The organism is Oceanihabitans sediminis (assembly GCF_003337215.1).
Classification (GTDB): domain Bacteria; phylum Bacteroidota; class Bacteroidia; order Flavobacteriales; family Flavobacteriaceae; genus Oceanihabitans; species Oceanihabitans sediminis.
In genome coordinates this window covers 117619-134190 of record NZ_QPIG01000005.1, presented here as the reverse complement: position 1 = coordinate 134190, position 16572 = coordinate 117619, and the positions used below count along the sequence as shown (strand labels likewise).

General features: G+C 31.5%; 12 protein-coding genes. 11 read left to right on the top strand and 1 reads right to left on the bottom strand.

Annotation, left to right across the window (positions count from 1 at the left end; all coding sequences use genetic code 11):
• The 11 genes from DU428_RS11975 to DU428_RS11925 all read left to right on the top strand — a co-directional run bounded on the left by DU428_RS11975 (nt 1) and on the right by DU428_RS11925 (nt 15726).
• Entirely contained in the window at nt 1-2079 is a 2079-nt protein-coding gene (locus DU428_RS11975; RefSeq protein WP_113966583.1) for a DUF262 domain-containing protein, read from the top strand.
• The gene (locus tag DU428_RS11970) at nt 2080-3483 is read left to right on the top strand and encodes a class I SAM-dependent DNA methyltransferase (protein WP_113966582.1); all 1404 of its coding nucleotides are present in this window, start codon (nt 2080-2082) and stop codon (nt 3481-3483) included.
• A 1-nt stretch (nt 3484) separates the two neighbouring features.
• Nucleotides 3485-4924 (top strand): restriction endonuclease subunit S, encoded by a 1440-nt coding sequence (locus DU428_RS11965; RefSeq protein WP_113966581.1) that lies wholly within the window; start codon nt 3485-3487, stop codon nt 4922-4924.
• Nucleotides 4925-4941: 17 nt separating this feature from the next.
• On the top strand, nt 4942-5445 hold the full coding sequence (locus DU428_RS11960; RefSeq protein WP_113966580.1) for a hypothetical protein: 504 nt from the start codon (nt 4942-4944) through the stop codon (nt 5443-5445).
• Nucleotides 5446-5576: 131 nt separating this feature from the next.
• Nucleotides 5577-8102 carry an McrB family protein gene (locus DU428_RS13495; RefSeq protein WP_113966579.1) on the top strand — a complete coding sequence of 842 codons (2526 nt, stop codon included), beginning with the start codon at nt 5577-5579 and terminating at the stop codon, nt 8100-8102.
• A 3-nt stretch (nt 8103-8105) separates the two neighbouring features.
• Complete coding sequence (locus DU428_RS11950; protein ID WP_113966578.1) at nt 8106-9350, top strand: McrC family protein; 1245 nt, start codon at nt 8106-8108, stop codon at nt 9348-9350.
• Between the two features lie 40 nt (nt 9351-9390).
• Entirely contained in the window at nt 9391-11688 is a 2298-nt protein-coding gene (locus DU428_RS11945) for a glycosyltransferase (RefSeq protein WP_113966577.1), read from the top strand.
• Nucleotides 11685-12296, top strand: coding sequence for a tyrosine-protein phosphatase (locus DU428_RS11940; protein ID WP_113966576.1), 612 nt, complete (start codon nt 11685-11687; stop codon nt 12294-12296). Before DU428_RS11945 ends, DU428_RS11940 begins: the two co-directional genes overlap by 4 nt.
• Nucleotides 12286-13260 carry a methyltransferase gene (locus DU428_RS11935; protein WP_113966575.1) on the top strand — a complete coding sequence of 325 codons (975 nt, stop codon included), beginning with the start codon at nt 12286-12288 and terminating at the stop codon, nt 13258-13260. The genes DU428_RS11940 and DU428_RS11935 overlap by 11 nt, the downstream gene beginning before the upstream one ends.
• Nucleotides 13250-15025 carry a carbamoyltransferase family protein gene (locus DU428_RS11930; RefSeq protein ID WP_113966574.1) on the top strand — a complete coding sequence of 592 codons (1776 nt, stop codon included), beginning with the start codon at nt 13250-13252 and terminating at the stop codon, nt 15023-15025. Before DU428_RS11935 ends, DU428_RS11930 begins: the two co-directional genes overlap by 11 nt.
• A complete protein-coding gene (locus tag DU428_RS11925) occupies nt 15025-15726 on the top strand; it encodes a WG repeat-containing protein (protein WP_113966573.1) in 702 nt (233 codons plus the stop codon). Before DU428_RS11930 ends, DU428_RS11925 begins: the two co-directional genes overlap by 1 nt.
• A 187-nt stretch (nt 15727-15913) precedes the next feature.
• Here DU428_RS11925 and DU428_RS11920 read toward each other — a convergent pair whose 3' ends face one another.
• Nucleotides 15914-16546, bottom strand: a complete 633-nt coding sequence (locus DU428_RS11920) for a hypothetical protein (RefSeq protein WP_113966572.1) — start codon at nt 16544-16546, stop codon at nt 15914-15916.
• Nucleotides 16547-16572 lie beyond the last annotated feature (26 nt).

The window sequence follows — 16572 nt, the reverse complement described above, 5'->3', positions numbered from 1 at the left end:
ATGAATACGAAACCCAAAGAATTGAGCATTGGTGATATCTTTAATCCGAAGAATAATGAGACCACACAATTAGATAAGTATGTTATACCTCGGTACCAAAGAAACTATGCATGGTTAGAGCCACATATAAAGCAATTAATTCAAGATATTTATGATTATTCTAATAGAACGGAAAACACGAAAAATTACTATTTAGGAAGTCTAGTGGTTTATGAACGTGCTGTAGAAGGAGACATACATTATGAAACTATAGATGGGCAACAACGATTAACTACTTTGAACATTTTGTTTTCAGTTTTGAAAAATGAGTTCCATTTTAATATTAGAAATTTTGAGATTAATCTAAGATATGACAGCCGCCCTAAGTCATCTTATACATTAGAGTATTTATATAATCCTAAAACTCGTAAGGATGGATATACATTTAATCAACGAATTTTGGAGGCTTATGAAATTATTAAAAAAGAACTTAAAAAAATCGATACAAAAAAATTAAATTCTTTTGTAGACTATTTGAATGAATCGGTTAAACTATTACGTGTTCCTGTTCCTAAAGATACAGATTTAAACCACTATTTTGAAATAATGAATAGTCGTGGTGAACAGTTAGAAAAACATGAGGTGTTAAAAGCTAACATGTTAGATGTGTTTAAAAAAGACGCAAAAAGTACTCACGTTTTTAATACTATTTGGGAGGCATGTGCTAATATGGAAAAGTACGTGCAGTATGGGTTTTCAACTTATAAAGAAAAGGGGGGGCATCACAGTGTCAGGGATCTTATTTTTGGAGCGGATTGGACAAGTTTTGTTCCACGAAACTTTGATGAAGTAGTAAATTGTTTTAAAACTGTTTCCGATAAAAGTGACGGGGAAACTATGTTACATATTTTAGGGAATGAAAAAGGAGATATCTCTAAAAATAAGGAAGGTAAAAAAGGACAAGAACGTTTCACTACAACCATTAATTTCTCAAACTTTTTATTACATGTATTAAAAGTTTTAGTCAATCAATCAAATAAATATATCATAGTTAGCGAAACTGAAGACGAAACAACGACAACGACAAAAACAAAAAAATCAGAAGATGTGCCATTAGATGACAAAAGGCTATTAGATACATTTAATGATTATTTAGATAACAATAGTTTTGATAAAAAAGAATTTGTAGAAGATTTTGGCTATCATTTATTAAAACTCAAGAATAAATATGATAAATATGTCATAAAAAGAGATGGAGTAGATGAAAAGTGGAGCTTAAAACAGCTGAAAGTCTCAAAAGGGAATCATAGTTACATCAATACGTTTTCAGGCAATGACGATAGTGATGGATCAAGTGAAAATCAAAAAGTTATTTTATTGTTATCCATGTTTCATGTTTCTGCTCCAACTTTAATCTATAAACATTGGTTAAATGCAGTTTTAAATTATGTATTAAATAGAGATGAGGTTAATGAAAATGAGTATATCTTTTATTTAGAACAGCTAAGCGATGCTTATTTGTATGATAATTTTTTAGCAGAAAAGGATGAGAGGGTAGATTATTACGATATTATTTACACAAATAATGGAAAACGTAGTCGTTACAATAATATTAATATAGAAGCTTTTTTAAATAAAGGTACAGGTGTAGAGAACTTTATATTTAATCGCTTAGATTATTTGCTTTATAACCAATGGGAAGAGCAAAAAAATAATATTCCTGAAGAGCTTAGGGATCCTCGATTTTTTAATTCAAAAATAGATGGGTTTAGTTTTAATTTTCGATCATCGGTAGAGCATTATTACCCTCAAAATCCTCATAACGAGGAAGATGTGCTAGAAAATAAATCTGTTCTAAATAACTTCGGAAACTTATGCTTAATTAGCAGTAGTCAAAATTCAAAATTAAGTAATTTACTGCCTGAAGGAAAAAAGAGTCATTATTCTCCTAACGATATTGAAAGCGAAAGTATAAAACAACGTTTAATGATGTGTTACAAAAATTGGAATACAACCGAAATTGAAGATCATTATAAGAAGATGAAAACTCTACTAATGACAACAGCAGTCAAGATTAATAAAGAAACAACAAACATATAAATGGCACTATCAACCCAAGAAATAGTCAATAAACTCTGGAATCTTTGTAACGTATTACGAGACGACGGAATTACCTATCACCAATACCTAAACGAGTTGACTTTTATTCTGTTCCTTAAAATGGCAGAAGAAACCGACTATAACGATAAACTTCCGGAAGGCTACCGTTGGGAAGATCTTAAACAAAAGGAAGGCGTAGAATTAGCAACCTTTTACCGCAAGCTACTTTTAACTTTAGGAACAGAAAGCACTGGCAACATCCAGAAAATCTATAACAACGCACAAACCAGTATTAGCGAACCTGCTAACCTGCGTAAGATTATAAAACATATAGACGAGCTAGATTGGTTTGAAGCCAAAGACGAAGGTTTAGGTGAAATGTACGAAGGCTTGCTAGAAAAAAACGCTAGCGAAAAGAAATCTGGAGCCGGACAATACTTTACACCACGACCACTAATTAACGTGATGGTGCGATTAATGGATCCTAAAGTTGGCGAACGCCTTAACGATCCTGCTTGCGGAACCTATGGCTTTATGATTGCTGCACACCACCATATTTTAAAGCATAATGATATTTACAGTTTAAGTGAAGCGCAAAACAACCACTTACAAAACGATCAATATTCGGGATGCGAGTTGGTAGGCGACACACACCGTTTAGCTATGATGAACGCCTTCTTACACGGTATGGGTGGAAACATTGCTTTAGGAGATTCCTTAAGTAGTTATGGTGAAACCATAAAGAATATGGATTTGGTATTGGCAAATCCGCCATTTGGAACCAAAAAAGGAGGCGACAGACCAACCAGAACCGATTTGGTATATCCAACCAGTAACAAGCAATTAAACTTCCTCCAAGCTATTTACCGTAGCTTACACACTAGAGGAGGAGCAAGAGCAGCTGTAGTACTACCAGATAACGTATTGTTTGAAGATGGCGATGGCCAACGCGTACGTAAAGACTTGATGGAAAAATGTAATCTACATACCATTTTACGTTTACCTACAGGTATTTTTTATGCAGCAGGTGTAAAAACAAACGTGTTATTCTTTGAGCGCGGCAAGAGTGATAAACAAAACACACGAAGTGTGTGGTTTTACGATATGCGTACCAATATGCCAAGTTTTGGAAAACGTACGCCGTTTACCGAAAGTTATTTTGAAGACTTTGAAAAAGCCTACACAGCCAAAGATAGAACCAAAATTAAAGACGAACGCTTTAGCTGTATTTCTAGAGAAGACATAGCTAAAAAGAGCGACTCTTTAGATTTAGGTTTAATTGCAGATGACAGTATTACCAAAGCCGAAGATATTGGCGAACCTATAGATATTGCCAAAGAAGCCTTAACCGAATTAACCAGCATTACCAAGGAGTTGAATGCCATAATTAAAGCATTAAACTAATATGGAAAGACATTTACCAAATAATTGGGTTAAAGCAGAATTTAAAGATCTTACATCTTTTGTGATTGGAGGTGATTGGGGAAAAGATTTAGAATTTGAATTTGATGTTGATTCAGAAATTGTTTCATGTATAAGAGGAAGTGAAATAAAAAATTGGGGACAAGATAAAGGAAGCACTGCTTCAATTAGAAAAATTAAATCTTCAAGCTTAGAAAAAAGAGCTTTAGTAGAAGGAGACATTTTATTAGAAATCTCTGGAGGAGGTCCTGATCAACCAGTCGGAAGAACAATTTATATAGATGAAGAGGCTTTAGAAGTAAATGCTGACTATAAAAAGGTTTGCACCAACTTTTTAAGAATGGTTCGCCTATACGATGTTTTAAACAAAAAGTTTATCAAACATTATTTGGATTCTTTTTACTTATCTGGGGAAATTCTTAAATACCAGGGAGGTAGCAATAATTTGAGGAATTTAAAATACAAGGAATTTGAGACTATTAAAATTCCACTTCCACCGCTACCAGAACAACAACGCATTGTTGCCAAGTTAGACGCCTTATTTGGTCATCTAGACACCCTTAAAACCCGTTTAGAGAATATCCCACAAATCCTTAAAAACTTTAGACAAGCAGTCTTAACCCAAGCGGTAACAGGTAAGCTTACGGAGGAATGGGGTGTTGGGAAGGAGTTGGAGGATATCAAATTAAATGATAGCAAAAAATATGAATTAGGGTTTGAATTTAGTGTTCCGAAAAAATGGAGTATTTATCCAATTGGAAATGTGTTCTCTTTTCAACAAGGAATGCAGATAGCAAAAGAAACTAGATTAAAAAGTCCAGGTAATAATGTTTTACCAATTCTTAGAATAAAAAATTATCATGATGGTTTTATTGAAGATGTTGAATATATTAAGATTAACGAAAAAAGTTTGATTGCTGAAGAAGAAGATATAATTTTAACTAGGACAGGAGAAAGTAGAGGAAGGGTACTAACAGGATTCAAAGGTGTATTTCACAATAATACATTCAGAATAAACTTCCCTAAGGATAAAGTAGAAGGAAAGTATTTAAAACATTTTTTAAGTCAATCTCAAATCCAAGCATTTATTAAATATAATTCAGGAAGAACAGGACAGCCGGATTTAACACATAAATCTTTTGGGCCATGTCCTTTCATATTGCCACCAAAAGAAGAACAAACCGAAATAGTAAAACGCGTAGAACATTTATTTTCCAAAGCAGATGCTATAGAAGCCCAATACCAAAGCCTAAAAACAAAAATAGACAGCTTACCACAAGCTATTTTAGCCAAAGCCTTTAAAGGCGAGTTGGTAGAGCAGTTACCTACAGATGGTGATGCTAAAGACTTGTTGGAGGAGATAAAGAGGTTGCGTGAGAGTATGAAGAAGAAAACAGTTAAAAAGAAGCCTAAAAAGAAATAATTAAAAATAAGCAAATCATGAACAGAGAAAGAAAAAAACTATGCTTGGACTATTTAAAAGCTCGTAAAGCTTTTTTAGATGTAGCTAATGAGGATGAGGTTTTACATGGCAATGATAATATTATTGGTAGAATAGGAGAAGCAATAGCACATTCTTTCTTGGAACAAATGGAGAGACGGCCAAAGGTTATAACACACCAGTCTAATCCAGGTTATGATATTATTTGTGAACACGACAACTCTAAAATATCAGTAAAAATGATTACCGCTGAAAACAAATATGGACATACTTCTAAAATTAAACCTAATTGGGACGAGTTAATTGGTATCGAATTAGGAGCGGACTTAAAAGTTAAAAATTTTGGGTTGATTACTAAAGAAGCGTTTTATGAAGAATTAAAAAGAAGAAATCAAAGCTCAGAACCAAATTTTAGTAGATCTATGTTTAAAGAGAATGGCTTGTTTGCTTTAGGAGGAATACGCTTTCCAAAGGAGCTAATTGAAAAGTACAATTTAATCTAAATAAAGGCCTGCACGAGTTAAGGTAAAGGGGAATTAGTTAGAAGAACTATACGATAGCAGCTATGATGAGTGTAAAAAACTCTAAAGTGAGGTATTGGCTATTGATAATGATAAATTAAAAAAAATATTAAATGACATTTCACGATATTATTTTTGAAAACTTAATTGAATATTCAAAAATTAATAAGGAATTTAAATTTATTCCTAGACAAAAGAATAATAACAACAAACTTAATGATGGCTATTGGTTTCAAGGGAATGATAATTATGCTTTTGTTGGTTTAATTAATAGAAGTGGAGGAATAAATAAAACAAAAAGTGTTGGTTTGGTGTTTTGGCCAGAACCAAGTACAAACTATTTGTCTTTTTCAATTGAACTAGTTTATAAAGGAGAGAAGGATTCAAAAATATTAGAATTGTATGAGGTTTTAAAAAGTGAATTAGGAAATCTTAAAAAAAAGGAAAACGATAACGATAAATATTCAGCCTTAATTGGTGAAACCTCAAAAGGTTTTAGTTCAGTTTTTAATTTTTTAGATGTTAATTATTCTAAAATAGTTAATGTGTTCATAGAAGGGGATAGACCAGATGTATTAGTATCGGACGAAAAATTTAAAAAGTTAACCTCAAGGATAATTTCTTTACGGAAATCTAAAGAAGATCAAGGTTCAAATAAGCTTAAAGGTCTAATAGAGAAATATAAACATGCAATAATTAATGATAATTGGTTATATGATGAATTATATAAATTTGAATGGGCTAACTGGTTGTTTGAAAGAGTTGATTTTGATAATCAAACGAATGAAGAGATACTTAATATTTGTTTGGATTCACAAGACGTAAATTATACAGAATCGAAAGGAGTTCAGTTCATAAAACAAGGGGCAAGAGAGAAATTAAGTAAGTTTATTGGAGAAGAAGATATTGTTATTTTTAGAGAGTTTTATAATGGAGTTAAATTAAATAACTTAAAGTGTTCTAAGCGTAACATGAGCTTTCCAGTGTTATCGTGTTGGTTATCAACTTTAGTTCCAGATGTTCTTTTTCCAGCTAGTAAAACTGCTTTTTCAGATTTAGTAAGGAAATTGTTTTCTTCTGAGTTGTCAAATAACAATATGGGGTTTGTAGTAGGTATGCAAAACCCAATGCAAATAATTTGTAAGCAGTTAAAAAAAGAGGAATTAATTTTATCTTTTTTGAGTTCAAAACTAAATAAAGACGAGCTAACTCAACTTGATTTAAATTGGTTAACTCAAGATTTTTTATTGTTTCTAGATAAAAACCCAGGACTTTTAATAAAAGATTTTGAAAATATAGCACAGCATGAACAGCAACAAGCTTTGAAAGTGTCTAATCCAAAAAATTTAATTCTTTACGGCCCACCAGGTACAGGAAAAACCTATTATCTAAAAGATCAGTTGTTCGATAGATATACAATTAAAGAAACTTCCGTCTCACATGAGAAGTATTTTGAAGATATAGTTTCTAATTTGACTTGGTGGCAAGTTATAGCGATTGCATTAATAGAGTTAGGAACTTCTAGAGTAAATGATATTTTAGAAAATAGATGGGTGTTAAAAAAAGCTAGTCTTTCTGAATCTAAAAATGTGCGCGCAACATTATGGGGTACATTGCAAATGCATACAGTTGTAGATTCAGAAAATGTTGCCTACACCCAAAGACAAGCGCCTTATCTTTTTGATAAAAATGAAAATAAATCATGGAAACTTATAGAGTCAGAACTAAGTGAGCAAGCTCCAGAACTATATAAACTTTTGGAGGATGTTAACAATTTTAAGGCAAATCCGCATAAAGAGATTAGAAACTATGACTTCGTAACCTTCCACCAATCTTTTGCTTATGAAGATTTTATAGAGGGGATAAAACCCATTCTGCCGGAAGTCGACGTCGAAGTTGAAGCAGCAAAAGATCTAGGATACACCATTGAAGATGGTGTGTTTAAAAATATATGTAAAAGAGCTACGAATGACCCACAAAACAGATACGCTATTTTTATTGATGAAATAAACCGTGGAAATGTCTCGGCCATTTTTGGGGAACTTATTACGCTTATTGAAATAGATAAACGTAAAGGAGCAAAAAACGAGTTAAGAATTAAACTACCATATTCTAAAAAGGAATTTAGTGTTCCTTCAAACCTGGATATATATGGAACCATGAATACCGCCGACCGCTCTGTAGAAGCATTAGATACCGCTTTAAGACGTCGTTTTGAGTTTAAAGAAATGATGCCAGATTACAGTATTATAGAAGGCGATACAGTAGGTGATATAAAACTTTCGGAAGTACTGCAAACGATCAATCAACGAATCGAATTATTAATAGACAGAGATCATACCATTGGTCATTCCTATTTTGTAAATGTCAACACGCCTAAAAAATTGGCTAAGGCTTTTAATAATAAGATTGTGCCTTTGTTGCAGGAGTACTTTTATGGCGATTATGGTAAAATAGGACTGGTGTTAGGCAAAGGCTTTGTAGAACTTATAAAGAGTAACAAAATAAGCTTTGCAGACTTTGTTTATGACCATGCCGAGGATTATAAAAATCCTAGTTATAAGTTAATTCCAATTACTGAAGATTCAGTGATTGAAGCTGTTGAATTATTATTAGGAAAGAAAGAATCTATTTCATAATAATTGAAAAAAAGAGGAAACATATCTGTTTTTGAACATCAACGTTTATATGTTGGTGAGCAAGGTTTTAAGCAAGTACACTTAGATGCTTTATTAAAACTGAATGAGTACCATGATGGTAATTATTTTGAACCAATTGCTAAGGGTATTAAGTTTAATCAATATGTTGGCGTTATTCAGGTAGATGGTTTAACTATAGAAATTCATCCTAAGGCAGATAAAGATGATGAGGACAGGAAATGGAAAGGTGTTTTAATCAAAATGCTTCAAGCTTGTGGGAAACTTAAAGCAGAATCTTCTGGCGTAGCTCATGTAAAAAGACAGCACCTTAATTTATTAGAAGTATACTTTGAGTTGTATCTATTCGAGATTGAAAACCTTGTTAGGAAAGGATTAATAAAACAATACCGAAAGCAAACACGTAATACAAAAGCATTAAAAGGTAAGCTAGAGTTTGCAAATCATATTAGGAAGAATTGTGTTCATAAGGAGCGATTCTATACCACGCATCAAGTTTATGATCAAGATCACTTTCTTCACCAGGTTTTATATAAAGCTTTAACTGTTGTTGAACAATTTACAAAAGGTTCTAGGTTACAGGATTTAACTAATAGAGTGTTGTTGAACTTTCCGGAAGTAACAAACAAGACTATTACTGCAAAACAATTAAACTCGATACAATTAAATCGAAAATCAAATGCTTATAGTTCTGCTTTAGAATTAGCTAGATTGATTATTTTAAACTATTCTCCAGATATTTCTAGTGGAAAAGAAAAGATGTTATCTCTTCTTTTTGATATGAATGTCCTTTGGGAAGAATATATATTAAAACAGCTTCAGAAAGCTTGTGTTGGAACAGGGATTACAGTTTCAGGACAAGAATCTAAATCTTTTTGGGGTAATAATAGTTTAAGACCTGATGTTGTTTTGAGAGAAGGAGAGACCACCTACATAATAGACACCAAATGGAAAAGGCCTAATAAGACCGCTGCTTCCGTTGGTGATTTACGTCAAATGTACACCTATTGCCGTTTTTGGGATGCAGAAAAAGCAATGCTTCTTTACCCTGGAACGGATTCTGAAAACAAATTTAAATCTTATTTAACGGATGATTACTCCAAAGACCATGAAGATAATCATAGAGAAATAGATCATCAGTGTAAAATGGGATTTGTATCTGTTTTGGGTGACAATAATAACTTAAATACAAACATAGGATCGTTAATATTAGATCTTATCAAATTATAATATAAATACAATTTTAGATTTCAAAAAGACTACATTTTAAATGCACATATTAAAAATAATTCATGGCTACCCACCAAATTACAATGCAGGGTCAGAAGTCTATAGCCAATCCATTTGTAATCAATTATCAAAAGACCATAGAGTTTCCGTTTTTACAAGAGAACAGAATCCCTATGCTCCAGATTTTCAAATTCGCCACGATCAAGTAAGTGAAAATTTAAACTTATATTTTGTTAATAATCCTAACGGTAAAGATGGTTATAGGCATCAACCAATGGATGATAATTTTAAAGAACTGGTAGAGCAATTAAATCCAGATGTTGCGCATGTTGGACATTTAAATCATTTATCAACAGGTTTAATTGATGTTCTAAATACATTACAAATTCCCATCGTTTTTACTTTACATGACTTTTGGTTAATGTGTCCAAGAGGACAGTTTTTAACTCGAAGTATTGGTAAAGAGTGCAACACAATGCTTTGTTCTGGTCAAGAGGATAAAAAATGTGCTACAAGCTGCTATCAAGTCTATTTTAGTGGAAATAAAGAAGAAGAGCAAATAGATATAGATAATTGGAGTAATTGGGTGAACCGAAGAATGCAAGAAACAAAAGCAATAATTGATAAAGTAGATTTATTTATAGCGCCTTCTAAATACCTTCAGGATAGATTTGTGACCGATTTTAATGTGCCTACATCCAAAATCATCTATTTAGACTATGGTTTTCCAACGCATTATTTAACTCAAACGGAGAAAGTGAATACCAAAGAGGTGTTTACATTTGGATATATAGGAACACATATTCCTGCAAAAGGAATAGACCAATTAATACAAGCTTTTAAGCAAGTAAAAACTCCTGCTGTATTGAAAATTTATGGTAGAGATAATGGTCAAAGTACAGCTGCCTTAAAGGCATTAGCAACAAACTCAGAAAACACAGTGGAATTTATGGGTGAGTATATAAACCATAATTTGGCTAATGATGTTTTTGCACATGTAGATTGTATTGTAGTGCCTTCCATTTGGGGAGAAAACTCACCTTTAGTAATTCATGAAGCACAAGCCTGTAAAATCCCTGTAATTACTGCTGACTTTGGGGGTATGAAAGAATATGTACAACATCAAGTAAATGGACTATTATTTAAGCATAGAGATGTAAATGCATTAGCAGAACAATTAAACTTTGCAGTGACCAACCCGGACAAAATGAAAGCTTATGGAGCTAAAGGATATCTGTACTCTCAAAACGGAAGTGTTCCTGATATTAAAGAGCATTGTGATAAATTAATAAGTATATATAAGCGTTATACAAACCCTGGTAAATTTTGGAGAATAACTATTGACACTAATCCTGAAGATTGTAATCTTAAATGTATCATGTGCGAAGAGCATAGTCCGTATAGTGATTTTATAGATACGCTTTATAAAGAGACAGGAATTAAACGCAGGCGCATGGATTTTGAAACGGTGCAACAAATTTTTGAGCAAGCGTCCGCATTAGGAGTAAAAGAAATTATACCATCAACAATGGGGGAGCCATTATTGTATAAGCAGTTTGATCAGATTTTTGATTTAGCTAAACAACATGGTATAAAAATTAACCTAACTACAAATGGCACATTTCCAAAAAAGTCTGTTTTAGATTGGGCTAAGTTGATAGTACCTAATACTACAGATGTTAAAATAAGTTGGAACGGAGCTACTGCAGAGACTTCTAAAAAAGTTATGCATGGTTTAGATTTTGAAAAAGCAATTGCAAATGTAAAAGAGTTTATAGCATATAGAGATTGGTATTTTAAAGAAAATGGTTATTTCTGTCGTGTAACATGGCAATTAACATTTATGCAAAATAATATGCATGAATTAACGGATATTATTAAACTAGCTGCGTCATTAGGGGTGGATAGAGTGAAAGGACATCAGCTTTGGGATCATTTTGACGAAATCAAAGCATTATCAATGAAGGCAACTCCAGAAAGTGTAAAGCAGTGGAATATCTATGTTAAAGAAGCACATGCAGCAGCAGAGAGGTATAGAAAACCAAACGGAGAGAGAGTATTATTAGAAAACATCGTTCCAATTGAAGATAACGAACTTAAAGTGGTTCCGGAAGATTATGAATGCCCTTTTTTAGAAAAAGAATTATGGATATCTGCAACTGGTAAAATATCACCTTGTTGTGCGCCAGATAACTTAAGGCAATCTTTAGGTGATTTCGGAAATATAAAAACAGATTCTATTCAAGACGTTTTAAAAAGTGAACGTTATACGGATTTAGTGCAAAACTATAAGACTAAAGATGTTTGTAAAACATGTGTAATGCGTAAACCAGTATGAGAAATTTCAGAGATCTTTCTAAATTCAATTTAAAAATTAAAAAAGGTTTAATTTATAGAGCATCAGTTTTTGATTTATTAGATAATGAAGAATTATTAGAAGAAAAGAATATTAAATCCATTATAGACTTAAGAGCGGATAGAGAAATTGAAGAGATTTCGTTTTCAGATCAAATACTAGGGAAGGTTAAATACGTTAAAGCACAATTTGATCCTTGGGCTCAACCAGATTGGTTCAAAGAAAAGCACAACAATGGTACTAATCACGAAATAGCATATCGCTTTTTTGCTATGGGATGTAAAGATGCAGTAAAGAAAACATTTGAAACTATTTTGGAAGAAGAAACTGGCGCTATTGCTATTCATTGTCATGCAGGAAAGGATAGAACTGGAATAATATGTTCCTTATTACACCTACTTTTAGAATCACCTCAAGAGCAGTTATATGCAGATTATTTAGCAAGTGAAATGGATGTGTCTTTAGATAAATTAAAAATAGCTATTGATGTTATTGAAAGCGAAGGTGGTATTATTGATTATTTAAGGTCTTGTGGTTTGAGTGATAATCAGATCATAGGCTTAAAAGAAAAACTAATAAATGAAAAGTAAAGAATACTTAAAATCTTTTTTCACGGAACATTGGAAGTACATGACTGTAAATGCAGCTTGTAAATTAGGTTTGTTTGATGTTTTAAGTGTAGAAGGTAAAACACTACAACAGGTATCAAATTTATTAAATGTTCCTGAAAATAATATAGACTTATTACTTAAAGGGCTACTAAATATAAATTTCTTAGATATAATTGAAGATAAATATGTGCTAAATAATTTATCGGTTTTATTAACTGAAAATCATCCAGAAAGCTTAAAGTATGCTTGTATGAATTGGTCTGATGATCACTTAGAAGCATGGAATGATTTAGATCAATCCATTAAGTCTGGTAAGAGTTTTTTTGAGAATAAACACAAAATGAATTATTTCGATTTTCTAAATCAAGATGAAGCTAAGCTAGAAAACTACCATAAAGCGATGTTTGCTTATGCTAAAGATGATTATAAACACATAGCTGATGTTTTTGATTTTAGTGTACATAATAGCTTGATGGATGTAGGCGGTGGCTATGGAGCTTGTATATCAATAATAAAGAAAGAAAATCCTGGTGTCAAGTGTTATTTGTTTGATTTAGAATTGGTTATTGAAAAAAGTATGGCTAGTAAAGATGTAAATCTTGTTGCAGGAGATTTTTTTGTTAGTGTACCTAAGTTGTCTGAAGCTATATTGTTGTCTAGAGTATTACATGATTGGGATGATGAAAAGGCAAGCCAAATTATAAATAATGTATATAGAGCACTTCCTGAAAATGGAAACTTGTATATAATAGAGAATTTAACAGATACAATTAAAGATGAAGCAGCATTATTATCTTTAAATATGCATGTTATAACTAAAAGTTTTGAACGAAATTTAACGGCCTATAACACACTGCTTTCAAAAGGTGGATTTACTATTTTAGAAATTAAAAAAATCAATGATTTACAACATCTAATTGTAGCAAAAAAAGATGAAAAATAAATACATACTTGGTCTTCATGGTTTTTCCTCAAATAGTAAAAGAGAAATGCATAATTCTGGAGTATGTATTGTGAAAAATGGAGAAATCATTGCAGCAGTGGATGAGGAGCGTTATACAAGAAATAAAAACGAAGGTAGATTTCCTATAGAAGCACTTAGGGATGTTTTAAAAATTAGCGGATTAAAAGCTTCTGAAATAGATATAGTAGCGATGCCTGATAAGAGTCCGTTATGGCAATTTAAAGCTGTAACAAAGTATGCTATACAAACTTATTTTGAATCAGGAGTTTTTTTGAATAATTATTTAAAGGAAACATATAGGTGTACGGATTTAAAAAGGTACTTGCCCTATAATCTAAAACATGCCAAAAAGGTATATGTAGAGCATCATGTTGCTCATGCTTCTTCAGCTTATCATACATCTCCATGGAAACGTGCGACAATAATTACAATTGATGGTATGGGTGATTTTTCCATGTCGGGTATAACGGCAATTGGGGAATCAGGAAAAATAAAAGTTTTAAAACGATTAAATGGGTTTTACTCACCAGGGTTATTTTATATGATAATAACTGAAATTCTCGGGTTTATAAGTGGTAGGCATGAAGGTAAAGTAACAGGGCTTGCAGCCTATGGAAAGCCAAATAAAAAGTTAGAATCAATTTTTGAAGAGTTTATAGAATACGATACTGAAAAGTCAGACTTTTTTTCTAAACATATCGCTTTTGAAATTAATGATTACATTTCAAAAAAGTGGAAAAATGGGTTTAACTCAAATACTGGAGGAAACTCTTTTAATGAAGAAGAATACTTAGCGCAGAAAGAAAAACAGTTGTTAAGCTTTAGGTTACCTTTAAAAGGGTTTTCAAAAGAAGATATAGCTTATGCTGTTCAAAAGAGATTAGAAGATGTTGTCTTACAGCATATACGTAATACTGTTAAACAAACTAAAATAAAAAATGTAGTTTTAGCTGGTGGAGTATTTGCAAATGTGAAATTGAATCAAAAAATACAAGAATTAGATTGTATTAATAATATATATGTTTTTCCTGCAATGAATGATAGCGGGCTTTCTGTTGGAGCAGCATTATTCACCGAATATAATGTTCTAAAATCAGATTTTCATCCTACACGATTAAAAACTGTAAATCTAGGAAAGGAATATACTAATATAGAAATACAGCAAATTTTAGATGAAGAAAATATTAATTATGTAATGCCAAAAAATATTGAAAAAGAAATAGCTGAACTAATTTCAAAGGGAAAAATAATTGCCCATTTTAATGGGAGGATGGAGTATGGTCCAAGGGCATTAGGAAATAGATCAATACTAGCAGCACCAACAAATAAAACGATAAACACTAGTTTGAATAAACGACTTAATAGAACTGAATTTATGCCATTTGCTCCTGCTGTTTTAGAGGAGTATGCAAAGGATATGTATAAAAATTGGGAAGCAAATAATGTCGCTAGCCAATTTATGACTATGACTTTTGATGTTACTGAAAAACATAAGCAATTGGCTCCTGCGACTGTACATGTAGATGGTACTGCTAGACCGCAAGTTGTTAGGCAATATGATAATTCTCGTTTATATAATATTATTAAAAATTACTATGAATTAACAGGAATTCCAATTATTATAAATACTAGTTTTAATATTCATGAGGAGCCAATTGTAAATACTCCTAAAGAAGCATTAAAAATTCTTAAACAAAACTCTATCGATATTCTGGTATTAAATGACTTTTTAATTTTAAGATAATGAAATACAACGAAATAAAGGTGTCAAAAGATGGAACATATTTCATTTATAAAAATAAGCAAATTTTTAATAAGAGATTTCTTCAAATATTAAAATTTCACTCAGAAGGTTTAGCGCCTGTTTGTGAAGAATCAGGTTGGTATCATATTGATATAAGTGGGAAGGAGGTTTATAAAGAACGTTATGATAGAGCGTTTGGATTTTATTTTAAACGAGCTAGTGTAGTAGCTAATGATTCATGGTTTCATATTAATGAAAAAGGGAAACGAGTTTATGATGAAAATTATGCTTGGACAGGCAATTATCAAGAAAAAATATGTTCTGTTAGGGATTTTAACAATCAATATTTTCATATAGATTTAAAAGGGAAGGCTGTATACAAAGCAAAATATAAATTTGTAGGGGACTTTAAAGATGGCTATGCATGTGTGAAGCAATTAAATGGCTTTTATAAACATATAGATAAGAATGGAAACTTTCTAAATGACATAGAGTTTTTGGATTTAGGGGTTTTTCATAAAAACTATGCTATAGCAAAAGATAATTATGGTTGGTACCATATAGATATAACAGGAAATGAATTGTATGCAGATAGGTATGCTATGGTGGAGCCATTTTATAATGGATATGCTGTTGTAGATACTTTTGATAAGTCTAAACAGATTATTAATGAAAAGGGGGCTATAGTATTAAAGATTTAATTGTTTAATGCTTTGCTGATTAGGTTTTTGTGATAGATTTAGATTGATTAATTGTTAAGGTTTATAGTTAAAACTAGGGTTAATAGCTGTAGCAAATTAGTTGTTATACTAAGATTTAAAAATTAGTAAATTGAGACTAATATGTAAGGATACTTACAAAAGCACCTTGAAGAAAAATTAGTGCATTTTACTTACTTTTTACCACAGTACTTTGTTGTGGGTAGTTTTTAATTTCTATTTTATTTCCGATTCTATTATTCAAGAATTCAGATATTTTTTGGTAATCAGATTCAATCAAGTTCATAAAATGTACGTAATGTGCTTTTTGATTTATATCAGTTACTATTATATCACTAGATTTTAACTCTATACTATCTATTTTGTCAATTTCGATTGTATGTTTATTGTTACCATTAGCAAAGCTTAATTTTTGCTTTTTATATTCAATAATTCCAGTTGGTACGAACATAAAACCTGAAAAAAAGTATAATATTCCTGTGATTATTATTGAGTATAATAGAATTTTTTCAGATTCATCATTATTCAGAGCAAAATACCCAGTGAGAATTAGAATGGTACCAAAAATAAATGGGAATACTCTGTTATAATCATCATTGTTTGTACGTATCCTTAAAATATTGGGTTCTTTTCCGTTTCTATAATTTATTTTTTCAATTATCTCCCAGATGATTATTGGAAACCATATTACAGCTATATAATATTTTACAGGTTTAAAAAACTCAACCTTATCTATAAAATTCACTATTAGTACAATTCCAATTACTAAAATATAGCTTAAATATGTCTTACGTTTCTTCATTTCGCAAATGTGCTACAAGAATGGTG